The organism is Lederbergia wuyishanensis (genome assembly GCF_022900255.1).
Lineage (GTDB): Bacteria > Bacillota > Bacilli > Bacillales > Bacillaceae_C > Lederbergia > Lederbergia wuyishanensis.
Map to the genome: position 1 here is coordinate 54,407 of NZ_JALIRM010000006.1, position 14,981 is coordinate 69,387.

A 14,981-nucleotide genomic window follows, 5' to 3' on the forward strand; every position below is an offset into this window, starting at 1 on the left:
ATGCACAAAAAAGTGTATGAAGCCCTCAATTGGGCTTCTTCTTTTTTAAACGAACATGGCCGCGATGAAAATGCAGGCGAGCTGTTATTAATGTGGATATTGGGTTGGAGCAGGGCTCGTCTATTATCGGAATTACGAACGGAAATACCTGAGTGTGACTATCGTCGCTTTTTTGAAGCTGTAAAAGAGCATGTTGCAGGAAGACCAATTCAACACATCATCGGGTATGAAGAGTTTTACGGGAGAAAATTTAGTGTTAGTGAGCAGGTACTAATTCCTAGACCTGAAACTGAAGAATTAATTGTTGCTGTTCTTGAAAGGGTTGATTCTTATTTCGACTCAACTGCTAAGTTAAAGTGCGCCGATATTGGAACAGGCAGTGGCGCGATTGCTGTAACGATAAAACTGGAACGACCACAACTTGAAGTTTCAGCATCAGATATTTCTGAAGCTGCATTAAAAACAGCTCAAAAAAATGCGGTTGTCCTTGGAGCCGAAATAAATTTTCGTCATGGTGATTTACTAGATCCTTTTTTAAACGAAAAATGGGATATCATTCTTTCAAACCCACCTTATATTCCAAATGACGATAAAAATATATTATCTGAAATCGTTCGCGAACATGAGCCACATAGTGCGTTATTTGGTGGGAGTGATGGTTTGGATTTTTACCGAAGATTCGCGACTGACTTGCCGAAAATCACTAATGAAAAAGCAATTATTGCATTTGAAATTGGAGCTGGTCAAGGAGAGGCAGTTGCAACTATGATGAATAAAGCTTTTCCACATGGCAAAACTGAAATCATATATGATATAAATGGAAAAGATCGAATTGTCCTTACCCAAACTTTAATAATGAATGTTTAGAATTCTAGTATCTTGTCCATAATGCCTTCTAGAAGGGGGCAGATGGATATGCGTGATTATATGAAACATAGATTCTATCAAAAAAATATAGCTTGGTTATATTTAATTATACTTGTTTTCGCTACAGTAACGAGTTTGATTATTCCTCAACAGGAAATGGCTAAGGCCTCGGATCCTCTAGTTATTCCGGGAGAGGCGATTCGTCTTAGAATATTGGCAAACAGTGATGGAGAAACAGACCAGGAAGTAAAAAGAGCGATTCGTGATGCGGTCAATGCGGAAATCACGAATTGGGTACAAGATCTAACATCTATTGATACTGCCAGAACTACAATCACATCGAGACTTGATCATGTAGAAGAAATAGCAAAAAAAGAATTAGCAGCACGTAACCTAGATTATTCGGTAAAAGTGGAATTTGGCAATGTTCAATTCCCTACCAAATTATATGGTCAATATCTTTATCCAGCAGGCACTTATGAAGCTATTTTAGTCACACTTGGCAAGGGAAAGGGTGCCAATTGGTGGTGTGTCCTTTTCCCACCTCTTTGCTTTCTGGATTTTTCTAATAGTTTAGCTGTAAGTCCTGGGTTTGAAGAAGAAGCAAATGTGGATGAGGAAATTAATGATAATGAAGATGCCCAAGAGAATACAGATATCAACATAATTAAGGATATACAAATGGATAAAGATATACAAAAGAAAGAAGATAATCAAGAGAATGAAGATACCCACATAAATGGGGATAACTCTACGGGTAGTGTGGATAAAACTGTGGATAACAAGGCTGAGCATAATGATAAACAAGCACCAACGTTTGTAAAAGAAGATGAAAATAAAGTGAAAGTTAAATTTTTTCTAGTAGAATTGTTTAATAAATTATTTTAATCTCTCTTAAGAGTTCCTATAAAAACAAGTTATACACATAATTAACATGAGTTATCCACTAGATAACCCAGTTTATCCACATTATGTGTGTAACTTGTTCATTATTTTACTGATACTCATATAAAAAGTTCAATAATATCAACAAACAGGAATGAGGATAAAAAATGAAAACTGAAAGATGGTCTGTGGATAAGAATGTGGACAGTAAAATAAGTTATCCACAGATTAATGAAGCGGCTTCCATGTTGATAAACAATGAAGTTGTGGCTTTCCCGACAGAAACAGTCTATGGGCTTGGAGCAAACGCCAAATCTGATGACGCAGTAGCTAAAATCTTTGCTGCGAAGGGAAGACCAGCGGATAACCCATTAATAGTCCACATATCATCCACAAATGAGCTTCAAGCCCTCGTTGCTGAGATTCCTGAAAAGTCTATGAAACTGATGAATGCGTTTTGGCCAGGTCCATTAACGTTAATTTTTCAAAAGAAACAAGGAGCTGTTTCGGAGTATGTTACGGCCGGGCTTGATACAGTCGCTATACGCATGCCAGATCATCCTGTTGCACTTGCGCTTATTTCTGCATCTGGGCTTCCGATAGCTGCTCCAAGTGCAAATCAATCAGGAAAACCAAGTCCAACTACAGCTGACCATGTAGCAAAAGATTTGGGAGGAAAAATAGCGGGTATCGTTGATGGTGGCGCAACAGGTGTAGGTGTTGAGTCAACAGTCATTGATTGTACTGGAACTACTCCTGTTATTTTGAGACCTGGCGGTGTTTCAAAGGAAGAAATTGAATCTATCATAAATCACGTTGAAATAGACTCTAGTTTAAAAAACAAGGAAGAAAAACCGAAATCTCCTGGAATGAAGTATAAACATTATGCACCTGTAGCACCATTGTTTCTAGTAGACGGTGAACCAAGTTGGATACAAACATTGATAAATGAAAAACGAAATCAAGGTTTAAAGGTTGGGGTGTTGGCATCGACTGAGAATGCTACTTCTTACGATGCTGATATCATTCGTCAATGCGGAAGCAGGAACAACTTAACTGAAGTTGCTCACTCACTATATGATTCTTTACGTTCTTTTGATGAAGCCCAACTTGATATCATTTTTTCAGAGGTATACCCAGAAACAGGAGTCGGTGCAGCAATCATGAATCGGCTAGAAAAAGCGGCAGGTCATAATTGGATTCATCAAAAAAAATAAGTCTAATCCCTTTTTTAGTTGCATATGTTCCCTATAGGGCACGTCCAATGTGGAAAGGGGAAGATAGATATTGCTCCCAGAAATCATTACATTATTAATTATGGCTATTGCAGTCGGGATGGACGCTTTTTCTGTCTCCCTCGGCATGGGAATATATAAGCTTCGATTAAAACAAATTTTTATTATTGGAATAACTGTCGGAATTTTTCATGTAATTATGCCGTTAATTGGTGTTTTGGCAGGTCATTTATTATCAGAGACATTTGGGAAAATAACCGGATATGTCGGTGGAATTCTTCTTATCATTCTAGGATTGCAAATGATTGTATTTAGTCTTAAGAACAGTCAGCAGTCCCTTATTTTGCCCGTAGGCTGGGGAATCCTTATTTTTGCACTCCTATTAAGTGTAGATAGTTTTTCGGCGGGACTTAGTTTAGGGATGTTTGGAGTTAGGGCAGCTATTGCCGCTTTATGCTTTGGTATTGTTGCAGTTTTTTTAACATGGAGTGGATTATTAATTGGTCGGAAAGTTCAAAATCTACTCGGCGTTTATGGTGAGTTACTAGGTGGAATCATCCTTATCGCTTTTGGTCTGAAACTTCTTTATCAATTTATGTAATGGACAAACTCCTAAGTGAAAACATTTTTGTTCTTTTAAAATCTTCAAGAAAGGCGGCTTTTCTTATATAGAGGGCTGTCTTTTTTTGTTGGATTATGCCATAATTTTCTTTATATTCTAGTCGTCCTTTAGACCTAAATGTTGATTGTGAGCTCAAGAGTCACTTAAGCGTTTGATTATTCTAGGATTTTATTAAAACCCTTAACCGCAGAAGTTTAGCTCTCCTACACCTATCAACATAATAGCAATATTAATAAGTAATTGATTATGAAAGCGAACGATTATTTTTATCAACGCAAAAGGTGGTAGTAACGTGAACGTTCTATTTGTTTGTACAGGAAATACTTGTAGAAGCCCGATGGCAGAAGCGATATTTAATGTGGTCTGGAACGGTAAGGGAGAAGCGAAGTCCGTTGGTATGTTTGCTGCGGAAGGAGAAAATGCTGCAACAAATGCGATTGATGTGTTAAAAGAACATGGGATTGAAATTAATCACCGATCTAAGCAAATGACGAAAGAAGATTTAGATTGGGCTTATCTTGTTCTCACAATGACTACATCACATAAAAATATGTTACTTAACATTTATCCCGGAGCTGCCGATAAAATATATACATTGAAAGAATATGTAAATGGTCTTGGGAATGATTCTGATGTTCTCGATCCGTACGGAGGGGATATTAATGTCTACCGCTCAACATTTACAGAATTGAAGGAATTAATTAATCGAATTTATGAAAAATAGGAGAATGGTGTCGTGAAAAAACGCAAATACAAATTTGGCCTGCAGAAAAAGTTAGTAGTTTTTATTACTTCAGTGTCTATTATCACCTATTCAACAAGTGCTTTTTTTCTTTATTTTATTTATCCGTTTGTAGATGAATATATGAGTGAAATGACATTTACACTTGGTACTTTATTACTCGGAATCATTTGGTCAGGAATATTGACCTATTTTGCTGCATTTTTTATTACAAGACCACTTCAAAGACTCGAACAGGCAGCTGTTAAAGTTGGAGAAGGGGATATAAGTACTGATGTGAAAATTTATGGAAAAGACGATGAAATCAATTCACTCGGTAAAGCATTTAATGGGATGCTTCATAACTTTAGAGAGATGGTTTATCAAATTGAAGAGACTTTTGATAAAACAAATGAAAATGTAATTGCTATTTCACAAAAATCAGTGAAGGCAGCTGAAGAAGCAGAAAGTGCAGCTCATACGATATCAGAAATATCCGCTGGAGCCGAAAGTTCAGCGGCGGCCATTCAAGCAACAGCAGAATCTGTGGAAGATATAACACAAATTGCCCATAAAGTTCAAACGATGGCGCGCGAATCAGAAAATATTTCGAAAACAATGCTGGAAGAATTGCAAATAAGCCAACAAGTCGTTCAATCTCTTGTTAATGGAATTGAGAATTTAGCGATTGGCAATAATAAATCATTGGAAGCTGTTCATAGGCTTGAAGATAATGCAACTAAGGTTGAGCAAATTATTCAACTTGTCGGTGATATTGCAAATCAAACGAACTTACTAGCTTTGAATGCATCAATCGAAGCTGCACGTGCAGGGGAACATGGAAAAGGTTTTGCTGTTGTTGCTGAAGAAGTAAGGAAGCTTGCTGATGAAAGTGCAAAAGCTGTTCAAGGAATATCAGAGCTAATTCAAAACATCCAAACAGAAGTTTCAAGTGTCGTAAAGCAAATTACTGCGCAAGTTACCTCTGTAAATGAAGAAGTGAAAAAGGGAACGCAGACCAATTCAGCAATTACGGCAATGACAAAAGCGATACATGAATCTGCATCCAGTGTTACAAATATATCCGATCTTGTAGATAAACAAATGGAAAGCGTCAGCGTTACATCTGCGCAAGCTCAAGAAGTGGCGGCAATTGCTGAAGAGACATCTGCCGGTGCGGAAGAAGTAGCAAAACAATCGAAAAAACAAGCAGAAGACATGGAAGAAATAGACCAACTTGCAGACCAACTTCGCGATCAAGCTAGCAAATTAAAAGACACTATCTCCCGTTTTACATTATAATGGGGACAGGTCTAAAAGGGACAGGTTCAATGGGGACTGTCCCCGATTGTTTAATAGGGAGGTTTAATTGATGAAGGTAGCATTAGCTTCGGATCATGGGGGCATTCATATCCGTGAAGAGATTAGGAATTTGTTAGAAGAGTTAAACATAGAGTATGAAGATTTTGGCTGTGATTGCGCGGATTCCGTGGATTATCCGGATTATGCAGTCCCTGTTGCAGAAAAAGTGGCAAATGGTGAATTTGATCGTGGAATTTTGATCTGTGGAACAGGGATTGGAATGAGTATTTCAGCGAATAAAGTAAAAGGAATACGCTGTGCACTCGTCCACGATGTTTTTAGTGCACGAATGACACGCCTTCATAATAATAGCAATGTATTGGCAATGGGTGAGCGTGTTATCGGTGCAGGGCTTGCTCGTGAAATTACCCAAACATGGCTACAAACCGATTTTGAGGGTGGACGTCATCAAACACGAATCGGTAAAATTGCTGAATACGAGGAAAATATATAAAATGTAATAGAAAAGTGCTAGTCGCTTACCTATCAGTGAAAAGCAAATTCAAAGAATATGTTTTTTGAGCAAATCGCGACTGGACTAGATATATAAACACTAGAAAGCATGCCTTTAACTTTATATGCTGTCTAATCATGTTAAAAAATCCGGAACGTGTGAAACGCGCTCCGGATTTTCTCAAATTATTGAAGGGGATGAAAGCTTTGTCTTTGGAACAGTGGCGTAAGGAATTAAAAACCATTATTCATGAAAGCAGCGATTCATTACAGCTTCAAGCCGGCAAAATATTGGTGATCGGTTGTTCGACATCAGAAGTGGCAGGGAAACATATTGGGACGTCCGGAACGATGGAAGTGGCAGAAGTAATTTTTACTGAGTTGAAAAACTATGCCGATGAGCGAGACTTCTATCTCGCATTTCAATGTTGTGAACATTTGAATCGTGCAATAGTCGTAGAAAAACGAATAGCCCTTGAAAAAGGACTAGAGGAAGTTTCGGTTATTCCTGCTCCAAATGCTGGTGGTTCAATGGCTTCATATGCTTACCGACAATTTGAGGAACCAGTTGTAGTAGAATTCATTAAAGCGGATGCCGGAATTGACATTGGAGATACTTTTATCGGCATGCATTTAAAACATGTGGCAGTCCCGATTCGAATTAATCAGAGGAAATTGGGGGACGCACACGTTACGCTTGCTACGACTCGCCCTAAATTAATTGGAGGGGCCAGATCTATTTATGAAGTTGGAAAACTGAACATTCAATGCTAATATGTAGTTTAATGTTCAGATTTTGCTAATAGAAATTGAAAAATCGTTTGGCATGAACATTTTTCCATGGTAAAATGGAAAAGAATTTTAAAACGGTATATTTTTTTACGAATGATAAGGGGGAGCGAAATGAGCACAATTGCTAAACAAGATCCACAAGTATATGAAGCCATTCAAAATGAATTAAAACGCCAACGCACAAAAATTGAATTGATTGCGTCTGAGAACTTTGTAAGCCAAGCAGTAATGGAAGCTCAAGGTTCAGTTTTAACGAATAAATATGCTGAAGGTTATCCAGGTCGTCGTTATTATGGTGGCTGCGAATATGTCGATGTTGCTGAGGATCTTGCGCGTAATCGAGCGAAAGAAATTTTCGGAGCAGAGCATGCCAACGTACAGCCTCATTCCGGAGCTCAAGCTAATATGGCAGTTTACTTCACAGTTCTCGAGCAAGGCGATACTGTACTTGGAATGAATTTATCTCATGGTGGTCACTTAACACATGGAAGCCCTGTAAACTTTAGTGGAGTTCAATACAATTTCGTAGAATATGGGGTAGATGAAAAAGATCATCGCATTAATTACGAGGATGTACGTCAAAAAGCGCTTGAACATAAACCAAAGCTGATCGTAGCTGGTGCTAGTGCATATCCGCGAGTAATTGACTTTAAAAAGTTCCGCGAAATCGCTGATGAAGTTGGAGCTTATTTAATGGTTGATATGGCTCATATCGCTGGCCTTGTAGCAGTAGGTCTTCATCCAAATCCAGTTCCATATGCTCATTTTGTTACGACAACTACTCATAAAACATTGCGCGGTCCTCGTGGAGGAATGGTGCTATGTACAGAGGAATTTGCAAAGAAAATCGATAAAGCCGTTTTCCCTGGTCTCCAAGGTGGTCCACTGATGCACGTAATCGCTGCAAAAGCAGTTTCATTCGGTGAAGCTCTAACGGAAGATTACAAAACATATATCCAAAACGTTATCGATAATGCAAAACGTCTTGGTGAGTCTTTGAAAAAAGAAGGACTTAATCTTGTTTCAGGTGGAACAGATAATCATTTATTGCTTCTTGACCTACGTTCTATTAGACTAACGGGAAAAGTGGCAGAAAAAGTTTTAGATGATGTAGGTATTACTGTTAATAAAAATACAATTCCGTACGATCCTGAAGGTCCATTCACTACAAGTGGAATTCGCATCGGTACACCGGCAGTAACTTCAAGAGGGTTTGGCTTAGAAGAAATGGATGAAATTGCGTCCTTAATCGCATTCGTATTAAATAACCACGATAACGAAGCTAAGCTTGATGAAGCGCGTAATCGTGTTGAAGCGTTGACTGCAAAATTCCCTTTATATGAATAAAAAAAGATAACAGCTGCTTCATTTTGAGGCAGCTTTTTTTTTATTGATAATATTTATTTTAAAAAGTTAACTTTTGCTCCAGTGGCTGGCTTTAAGTGGGATGCACTCGACGCCTTGGAGCTTTTAGCAACTGTCACTGCTTATTCGCCAGTGACTTTCTTTATGCTTAGTCTCACTTGCTCCGAATTCAACAAAAGTTTTGCGACCTTACGTATCAAGTAACACTGAACTTTTTCAAAGTCAAGAATTTTAATTGTGAAAATACTAGAATGATGATCTAACATATTTGCAAAATAAAGATGCAATTAAGGAAAAGAGGCAAGAATTTGTCATTTCCTCATTTCTCTTGCTCAAGCAAATTCAATTCTGTAAAATAATGAAGGACATGTAAAAGAAAGATAAACAAAAATCCGATGATTTCAGACATGGAATCTCACAAAAAAGGAGCAAAATGATGGCCAAAGTATATGTATTCGATCATCCCCTCATTCAACACAAAATTACATATATCCGCGACAAAAATACAGGTACAAAGGAATTCCGTGAACTTGTAGATGAGGTCGCAACATTAATGATGTTTGAAATAACTAGAGACATGCAACTTCAAGAAGTAGAAGTCGAAACTCCAGTTGCTAGAGCGAAATCAAAAATTTTAGCTGGGAAAAAGCTTGGTATCGTTCCGATTCTACGTGCCGGCATTGGAATGGTAGATGGGATTTTAAATCTTCTTCCAGCAGCAAAAGTGGGACACATCGGATTATACCGTGATCCTGAAACACTAAAGCCGGTTGAGTATTATGTAAAACTCCCTAGCGATGTTGAAGAACGCGATTTTATTTTAGTTGATCCAATGCTTGCAACTGGTGGTTCTGCGGCAGCAGCGATTGATTCACTAAAAAAACGTGGTGCTAAAAATATTAAATTCATGTGCCTTATTGCTGCACCTGAAGGAGTAGAAGTGTTGCAAAAAGCCCACCCAGATGTTGATATATATATTGCAGGACTTGACGAAAAATTAAATGATCATGGCTACATTGTTCCAGGACTTGGGGATGCAGGTGACCGTTTGTTCGGAACTAAATAAGAGGCGTGAAATGAGAGTAAAGCATACGCAGTCTTATGTGAAAGAGACGGTACTTAAACTTCCGTCTTTTTCATTCCTGATACATATGAAATTTCCTCATTATAAAAATTGCATTGCTTAGTCGATTGTTGTGTGTGAATTAACGGAAATTTTAACTAAGCAATATATTAAATTAGTTGTCAAATTGAGTCGCAATTGGAAGAAATTTTTAAAGTGATTATTTTGTGAACAGTCTTGACATGGATTATGCGAAATTAATTGAAAACTCGTTGACTAATGTTTAGTGCTATTGTATGCTAACAAAGGGTATGGGTAAAACCGTTATTCCCGCGTATTATCACGATTCCAAGCATGAGTGCACACATGCTTATGGATTAAGTTATTATTAGTTTAGATCATCGAACTTCCACGATGCTAAGCCTCGAAATTTGGCGGATCCTCAAAGTTCGACATTTCTTTTCAGGAGATTAAAAAGACATGCCGGAACTCCAACAATTATTTAATAGACACTGCAAATACATAATTTACCTGATTGCAATCTATGTATTGGGGTGGGGATTTACAAACTATAAAACAATTTTTATGGGATTGATCCTCGGTACATCAGTTAGTCTTTTTAATCATTGGAACTTAGTAAGGAAAACAAATTTATTTGGTGAAGTTGTTTCATCAGGTAAAAAAATGCGTTCCTTTGGTACGATGATTAGAATGTGTAGTGCCATTCTAGCAGTTTTTATTGCTGGGAAGTATCCAAATCTATTTGACCTAATTAGTGTCATTATAGGAATAATGACAGCACATGCAGTCATTATTATAGATTTCGTTTTACAACAGATTTTCAAATCCCACATAAAACGAGAAGAGAGGTGAGTATAATTGGGTCATGAAGCACCATTAGTGGAGATATTTGGTCTATGGTTTAACCTCGCTAACGTTTTAATGATTACCATTGCTTCAGTAATAGTTTTCCTGATTGCATTTATCAGCACAAGGAAATTAGCATTAAAACCAACTGGTATGCAAAACTTCCTTGAATGGGTATTCGATTTTGTCAAAGGTATCATTAAAAGTAATATGGATTGGAGATCAGGAGGCCATTTTCATATTTTAGGTGTTACGCTAATCATGTATATTTTTGTTTCCAACATGTTGGGTCTACCTTTTTCAATCCAAATCAATCATGAGTTATGGTGGAAATCACCAACAGCCGATCCAGTCATTACGCTAACTTTAGCGACTATGGTAGTGGGATTATCTCATTATTATGGTATTAAACAAAATGGCATTGGCGGATATCTCAAAGGGTTTGTAAAGCCAATGTGGTTTTTACTCCCACTTAAAATCATCGAAGAATTTGCAAATACATTAACATTGGGTCTTCGTCTATTCGGTAATATTTATGCTGGTGAAATCCTTCTTGGATTACTTGCCGGTTCAATGGCAGCACCAAATGGATTCTGGGGCTGGATAGCAGCAGCACTTCCAACTCTTGCTTGGATGGGATTCTCAGTCTTTATCGGAGCAATACAGGCATTTATTTTCACTATGTTAACGATGGTCTATCTGGCACATAAAGTCAGCACAGATCATTAATATATAACTGTTCATTTTATGGACAAACCATTTTAAGGTAAAAATACTTTTTTATACAATAAGGAGGAAATTAATAATGGGTATGTTAGCAGCAGCAATCGCAATTGGTTTAGCCGCTCTTGGAGCAGGTATCGGTAACGGTTTAATCGTTTCTCGTACAGTAGAAGGTATGGCTCGTCAACCAGAAGCAAGAGGTATGCTTCAAACTACAATGTTCATCGGGGTTGCATTAGTTGAGGCGATTCCTATCATCGCGGTTGTTATCGCGTTTATGGTTCAAGGAAGAATGTAATTTAAGTAAACAATACGGATAAAATGGCGAAGATTACTATCCAGAACCTTCGCCTTTTATTTAGGATAAGCGGTACTATTTCAGGTTGTTTTTGAAAGGAGTGGAGCGAGCGTGTCTACATTCGTGCTAGGTGCTGAAATCGCAGGCGTTCATTTTAACGGCGGCGATATCTTATTCCAACTAGTCATTATGATTATACTTATAGCGTTGCTGAAAAAGTTTGCTTGGGGTCCGTTAATGGGCGTCATGAAGCAACGTGAAGATTATATTACAAGTGAAATTGAAGCGGCTGAAAAAAGTCGTACTGAAGCGAGTAACTTGTTAGAAGAACAAAAAGAGTTATTAAAAGAAGCTCGTTTGGAAGCTCAAAACATGATTGAGAATTCCAAAAAACATGGCGAAAATCAACGTCAAGAAATTATTAATATCGCTCGAGAAGAAGCAGAACGTCTTAAAGAATTGGCTCGCATTGAAATCGAACAACAAAAAGAGCAAGCTGTTACTGCTTTACGGGAACAAGTTGCAACTTTATCTGTTCTAATTGCGTCTAAAGTTATTGAGAAAGAACTTAAAGAAGAAGATCAACAAAAATTGATCAATGATTATATTCAAAGGGCAGGAGAATAGCGATGAGTCAAAATGTTGTCGCAGAACGCTATGCTTTAGCTCTGTTCCAATTAGCCAAAGAACATAATCTTGTTCAACAAATAGAAGAGGAACTGCGTGTTGTGAGAAAGTCTGTCAGTGAAAACTCGAGCTTTATCACATTGCTCACCTCTCCAAATTTATCTCTTCATGAGAAAAAGAATGTATTGCAAACTGTTTTTGCGAATGTTTCCCCATTCGTGTCTCATACACTACAGCTGCTTATTGATCGTCATCGTCAAAGTGACATTTTAGATGTAACTGAGGCTTTTATCGAATTAGCCAATAAAGAAAACGGCGTGGCAGAAGCAACTGTGTACTCAACACGACCACTAACTGCAATAGAAGTAGAAAGTATTTCAGCTTCATTTGCACCTAAAGTTGGTAGGCGTTCATTAAACATCGAGAATGTCGTGGACACAAATCTTCTCGGTGGTTTAAAAATCCGAATTGAAAATCGCATTTACGACGGCAGTCTTCGTGGAAAACTTGACCGTCTTGAGCGTACATTAATTAGTTAACTTTAGGAAATAAAAAGTTAACATCCATCAGATTTTATATTCTGCTGAAAAATGAGGGGTGAATTTCATGAGCATCAAAGCTGAAGAAATCAGTGCGCTGATAAAAAAGCAAATTGAAAATTATCAGTCTGATATGGAAGTAAATGATGTTGGTACAGTTATCCAAGTTGGGGACGGAATCGCCCGCGCTTACGGACTGGACAATGTCATGTCAGGAGAACTTGTTGAATTCTCCAACGGTGTTATGGGTATGGCACAAAACCTAGAAGAAAGCAACGTAGGTATAATTATTCTTGGCCCATACACAGATATTCGTGAAGGTGACCAAGTTCGCCGTACAGGACGTATTATGGAAGTTCCTGTTGGGGAAGAACTTATCGGTCGTGTTGTAAATCCACTTGGGCAACCAATTGATGGACTTGGTCCAATCAATACAACTAAAACTCGTCCAATTGAAAGTCCTGCACCAGGAGTTATGGATCGTAAATCGGTACATGAACCATTACAGACAGGAATTAAAGCGATTGACGCACTTGTTCCAATCGGTCGTGGTCAACGTGAGTTAATCATCGGTGACCGTCAAACTGGTAAAACAACAGTTGCAATCGATACAATCTTGAACCAAGCAGACCAAAACATGATTTGTGTATACGTAGCGATTGGTCAAAAAGAATCAACAGTTCGCGGAGCAGTTGAAACGCTTCGTAGACATGGCGCTCTTGACTACACAATCGTTGTAAGTGCATCTGCATCACAACCTGCACCATTATTATTCCTTGCAGCATATACAGGAGTAACAATGGGTGAAGAATTTATGTACAACGGTAAACATGTCCTCGTTGTATATGATGATTTAACGAAACAAGCTTCGGCATACCGTGAGCTTTCCTTGCTACTTCGCCGCCCTCCAGGCCGTGAAGCATATCCAGGGGATGTATTCTACTTGCACTCCCGTCTGTTAGAGCGTGCTGCAAAGCTAAGTGACGCTAAAGGTGGCGGTTCCTTAACAGCACTTCCATTCGTTGAAACACAAGCAGGAGATATCTCTGCTTACATTCCAACGAACGTTATCTCTATCACAGATGGACAAATCTTCTTACAGTCTGATTTGTTCTTCTCAGGTGTACGCCCAGCAATTAATGCAGGTTTATCTGTATCCCGTGTTGGTGGATCTGCACAAATTAAAGCAATGAGAAAAGTTGCCGGTACATTGCGTCTTGACCTTGCATCATTCCGTGAACTTGAATCATTTGCTCAATTTGGTTCAGATCTTGATAAAGCAACACAAGCGAAACTTGCACGTGGTGCTCGTACAGTTGAAGTATTAAAACAAGACTTGAATAAGCCAATTAAAGTAGAAAAACAAGTTATGATTTTATATGCATTAACACAAGGCTTACTTGACGATATTGAAGTACACGATATCCTTCGCTTTGAAGAAGAACTTTCTTCTTGGCTTGACCACAATCGTGCTGAATTACTTGAGAAAATCCGTACTACAGGTGCACTACCTGCAGATGAAGAAATGACGGAAGCAATCAATACGTTTAAAAGAACTTTTGCAAAAAGTGAATAAATAGCTGTGAATAAATAGCAGAACGGTGCGAACCGTTTCTGCTCTACTTTGAAAAAAGGGTGGTGAGAATCAGTGGCATCCTTAAGGGAAATCCAATCTCGCATCAACTCGACGAAGAAAACAAGACAAATTACAAAAGCCATGCAAATGGTGTCGGCTGCGAAATTAAACCGTGCAGAAATGAATGCAAGAGCATTCGTTCCTTACATGGATAAAATTCAGGAAGTTGCAGCAAGTATTGCTATGGGGAGCAGGGATGCAACTCATCCAATGCTTGCCACTCGACCAGTTAAGCGTACAGGGTATATTGTCATCACAGCGGACCGTGGATTAAAAGGGGCTTATAATAGTAACGTTTTACGTGCAGTCCATAACAAAATTCAGGAACGTCATACATCTAGTGATGATTATGCAATTATTGCAATTGGACGTATGGGTCGCGACTTTTTCCTAAAAAGAAATATGAATGTGGTATTGGAAATCAACGGACTTCCAGATCAGCCTTCATTCGTGGATATTATGGAAATCACGAGCAAAGCAGTTGGAATGTTCTCAGATGAGACGTACGATGAACTATACATGTACTATAACCATTATATTAGTGCCATCAGTCAGGAAGTGACGGAGAAGAAAGTATTGCCGCTTACTGACATCGCGCCATCAACTAAGCTTATGTCTTATGAGTATGAACCATCAGCAGAATCAGTATTAGAAGTGTTGCTGCCGCAATATGCGGAAAGTTTGATTTATGGTGCACTTCTAGATGCCAAAGCGGCAGAGCACGCTGCAGGTATGACTGCGATGAAGAGTGCAACTGATAATGCAGGTGAGCTTATTGACAGCTTGACATTGCAATTTAACCGTGCACGTCAGGCAGCCATCACTCAAGAAATTACCGAAATTGTCGGTGGAGTAGCAGCTCTAGAATAATTTTTTCATATAATTGAGTGTTCAAAAAGAAGGATAAAAACTTTTTGAACACCCTC

Annotated in this window: 17 protein-coding genes; all 17 read left to right on the forward strand. The window is 38.4% G+C overall.

From position 1 onward, the window contains the following. Positions 1-867 carry a peptide chain release factor N(5)-glutamine methyltransferase gene (gene prmC, locus MT489_RS10550; protein ID WP_244681515.1) on the forward strand — a complete coding sequence of 289 codons (867 nt, stop codon included), beginning with the start codon at positions 1-3 and terminating at the stop codon, positions 865-867. Positions 868-915: 48 nt separating this feature from the next. After that, complete coding sequence (spoIIR, locus tag MT489_RS10555) at positions 916-1,755, forward strand: stage II sporulation protein R (RefSeq protein WP_244681516.1); 840 nt, start codon at positions 916-918, stop codon at positions 1,753-1,755. Between the two features lie 164 nt (positions 1,756-1,919). Further along, the gene (locus MT489_RS10560) at positions 1,920-2,969 is read left to right on the forward strand and encodes an L-threonylcarbamoyladenylate synthase (protein WP_244681517.1); all 1,050 of its coding nucleotides are present in this window, start codon (positions 1,920-1,922) and stop codon (positions 2,967-2,969) included. Between the two features lie 100 nt (positions 2,970-3,069). Next, positions 3,070-3,588, forward strand: coding sequence for a manganese efflux pump MntP (locus tag MT489_RS10565; protein ID WP_244681618.1), 519 nt, complete (start codon positions 3,070-3,072; stop codon positions 3,586-3,588). Positions 3,589-3,901: 313 nt separating this feature from the next. Then, positions 3,902-4,333 carry a low molecular weight protein arginine phosphatase gene (locus MT489_RS10570; protein WP_244681518.1) on the forward strand — a complete coding sequence of 144 codons (432 nt, stop codon included), beginning with the start codon at positions 3,902-3,904 and terminating at the stop codon, positions 4,331-4,333. Between the two features lie 12 nt (positions 4,334-4,345). Further along, a complete protein-coding gene (locus tag MT489_RS10575; protein WP_244681519.1) occupies positions 4,346-5,632 on the forward strand; it encodes a methyl-accepting chemotaxis protein in 1,287 nt (428 codons plus the stop codon). 70 nt (positions 5,633-5,702) lie between these two features. Continuing rightward, positions 5,703-6,146, forward strand: a complete 444-nt coding sequence (rpiB, locus tag MT489_RS10580; RefSeq protein ID WP_244681520.1) for a ribose 5-phosphate isomerase B — start codon at positions 5,703-5,705, stop codon at positions 6,144-6,146. Positions 6,147-6,343: 197 nt separating this feature from the next. Next, on the forward strand, positions 6,344-6,919 hold the full coding sequence (locus MT489_RS10585; RefSeq protein WP_244681521.1) for a TIGR01440 family protein: 576 nt from the start codon (positions 6,344-6,346) through the stop codon (positions 6,917-6,919). 129 nt (positions 6,920-7,048) lie between these two features. Next, positions 7,049-8,284 carry a serine hydroxymethyltransferase gene (gene glyA, locus MT489_RS10590; RefSeq protein WP_244681522.1) on the forward strand — a complete coding sequence of 412 codons (1,236 nt, stop codon included), beginning with the start codon at positions 7,049-7,051 and terminating at the stop codon, positions 8,282-8,284. A gap of 454 nt (positions 8,285-8,738) precedes the next feature. Beyond that, a complete protein-coding gene (gene upp / locus MT489_RS10595; protein WP_244681523.1) occupies positions 8,739-9,368 on the forward strand; it encodes a uracil phosphoribosyltransferase in 630 nt (209 codons plus the stop codon). A 477-nt stretch (positions 9,369-9,845) separates the two neighbouring features. After that, complete coding sequence (locus tag MT489_RS10600) at positions 9,846-10,238, forward strand: ATP synthase subunit I (RefSeq protein WP_244681524.1); 393 nt, start codon at positions 9,846-9,848, stop codon at positions 10,236-10,238. A gap of 6 nt (positions 10,239-10,244) precedes the next feature. Then, positions 10,245-10,961, forward strand: coding sequence for a F0F1 ATP synthase subunit A (gene atpB / locus MT489_RS10605; protein WP_244681525.1), 717 nt, complete (start codon positions 10,245-10,247; stop codon positions 10,959-10,961). 76 nt (positions 10,962-11,037) lie between these two features. Further along, positions 11,038-11,253, forward strand: coding sequence for a F0F1 ATP synthase subunit C (gene atpE, locus MT489_RS10610; protein WP_213111247.1), 216 nt, complete (start codon positions 11,038-11,040; stop codon positions 11,251-11,253). A 111-nt stretch (positions 11,254-11,364) separates the two neighbouring features. Continuing rightward, on the forward strand, positions 11,365-11,880 hold the full coding sequence (gene atpF / locus MT489_RS10615) for a F0F1 ATP synthase subunit B (protein WP_244681526.1): 516 nt from the start codon (positions 11,365-11,367) through the stop codon (positions 11,878-11,880). A 2-nt stretch (positions 11,881-11,882) separates the two neighbouring features. Beyond that, positions 11,883-12,419 carry a F0F1 ATP synthase subunit delta gene (locus MT489_RS10620; protein ID WP_244681527.1) on the forward strand — a complete coding sequence of 179 codons (537 nt, stop codon included), beginning with the start codon at positions 11,883-11,885 and terminating at the stop codon, positions 12,417-12,419. Between the two features lie 67 nt (positions 12,420-12,486). Then, positions 12,487-13,995: a F0F1 ATP synthase subunit alpha gene (atpA, locus tag MT489_RS10625; protein ID WP_244681528.1), complete on the forward strand. Its 1,509-nt coding sequence runs from the start codon at positions 12,487-12,489 to the stop codon at positions 13,993-13,995. 72 nt (positions 13,996-14,067) lie between these two features. After that, a complete protein-coding gene (locus MT489_RS10630; protein WP_244681529.1) occupies positions 14,068-14,925 on the forward strand; it encodes a F0F1 ATP synthase subunit gamma in 858 nt (285 codons plus the stop codon). The last annotated feature ends 56 nt before the right edge of the window (positions 14,926-14,981 follow it).

Bases quoted from the DNA above. Each gene is read 5' to 3' on its own strand.
- MT489_RS10620 (WP_244681527.1), top strand. From the start codon at position 11,883: ATGAGTCAAAATGTTGTCGCAGAACGCTATGCTTTAGCTCTGTTCCAA.
- glyA (WP_244681522.1), top strand. From the start codon at position 7,049: ATGAGCACAATTGCTAAACAAGATCCACAAGTATATGAAGCCATTCAA.
- MT489_RS10600 (WP_244681524.1), top strand. From the start codon at position 9,846: ATGCCGGAACTCCAACAATTATTTAATAGACACTGCAAATACATAATT.
- rpiB (WP_244681520.1), top strand. From the start codon at position 5,703: ATGAAGGTAGCATTAGCTTCGGATCATGGGGGCATTCATATCCGTGAA.
- MT489_RS10560 (WP_244681517.1), top strand. From the start codon at position 1,920: ATGAAAACTGAAAGATGGTCTGTGGATAAGAATGTGGACAGTAAAATA.
- MT489_RS10585 (WP_244681521.1), top strand. From the start codon at position 6,344: ATGAAAGCTTTGTCTTTGGAACAGTGGCGTAAGGAATTAAAAACCATT.
- MT489_RS10565 (WP_244681618.1), top strand. From the start codon at position 3,070: ATGGCTATTGCAGTCGGGATGGACGCTTTTTCTGTCTCCCTCGGCATG.
- atpE (WP_213111247.1), top strand. From the start codon at position 11,038: ATGGGTATGTTAGCAGCAGCAATCGCAATTGGTTTAGCCGCTCTTGGA.
- prmC (WP_244681515.1), top strand. From the start codon at position 1: ATGCACAAAAAAGTGTATGAAGCCCTCAATTGGGCTTCTTCTTTTTTA.
- spoIIR (WP_244681516.1), top strand. From the start codon at position 916: ATGCGTGATTATATGAAACATAGATTCTATCAAAAAAATATAGCTTGG.
- upp (WP_244681523.1), top strand. From the start codon at position 8,739: ATGGCCAAAGTATATGTATTCGATCATCCCCTCATTCAACACAAAATT.
- atpA (WP_244681528.1), top strand. From the start codon at position 12,487: ATGAGCATCAAAGCTGAAGAAATCAGTGCGCTGATAAAAAAGCAAATT.